General features: G+C 66.2%; 1 protein-coding gene. It reads left to right on the forward strand.

Annotated features, from left to right (window positions below; genetic code table 11):
* The first annotated feature begins 153 nt into the window (after positions 1 to 153).
* On the forward strand, positions 154 to 882 hold the full coding sequence (locus tag HMPREF3115_RS06805) for a YebC/PmpR family DNA-binding transcriptional regulator (RefSeq protein WP_006398745.1): 729 nt from the start codon (positions 154 to 156) through the stop codon (positions 880 to 882).
* The last annotated feature ends 38 nt before the right edge of the window (positions 883 to 920 follow it).

Raw genomic sequence — 920 nt, forward strand, 5'->3', positions numbered from 1 at the left:
GCGCGGCGCGCCGTTCGGGCGGGCGCCGCGTGATAAAATCACGCTCCACTCGACACGCGCGGCCCGCGGCTTCACGCCCGCCACCACGGCCGCCGATTCAACGACACATTGGCACTATCGCCCGCGCGAGCGCGCCCGGGCACGGAGAAAGGTATGGCTGGTCACTCGAAATGGGCCAACATCAAGCATAAGAAAGCAGCGGCCGACGCGAAGCGCGGCAAGATCTGGACGCGCCTGATCAAGGAAATCCAGGTCGCGGCCCGTCTCGGCGGCGGAGACGTGAGCTCGAACCCGCGCCTGCGTCTCGCGGTCGACAAGGCGGCCGACGCGAACATGCCGAAGGACAACGTGAAGCGCGCGATCGATCGCGGCGTCGGCGGCGCGGACGGCGCGAACTACGAGGAAATCCGCTACGAAGGCTACGGCATCGGCGGCGCGGCCATCATCGTCGACACGCTGACCGACAACCGCACGCGCACGGTCGCCGAAGTGCGTCATGCATTCTCGAAGTTCGGCGGCAACATGGGCACCGACGGTTCGGTCGCATTCATGTTCGATCACGTCGGCCAGTTCCTGTTCGCACCGGGCACGTCGGAAGACGCGCTGATGGAAGCGGCGCTCGAAGCCGGCGCGGACGACGTCAGCACGAACGAGGACGGCTCGATCGAAGTGCTGTGCGACTGGCAGGAATTCTCGAAGGTGAAGGACGCGCTCGAAGCCGCCGGCTTCAAGGCCGAACTCGCCGAAGTGACGATGAAGCCGCAAAACGAAGTCGAGTTCACCGGCGACGATGCGGTGAAGATGCAGAAGCTCCTGGACGCGCTCGAGAACCTCGACGACGTGCAGGAGGTGTACACGAACGCCGTCATCGTCGAGGAATGAGATGCCGGCCGCCGCGCGCACGTCGCAGCGGCGGCCCG

It is taken from the genome of Burkholderia sp. HMSC10F09 (assembly GCF_001806955.1).
In the GTDB taxonomy this organism is placed as follows: Bacteria; Pseudomonadota; Gammaproteobacteria; order Burkholderiales; family Burkholderiaceae; genus Burkholderia; species Burkholderia multivorans.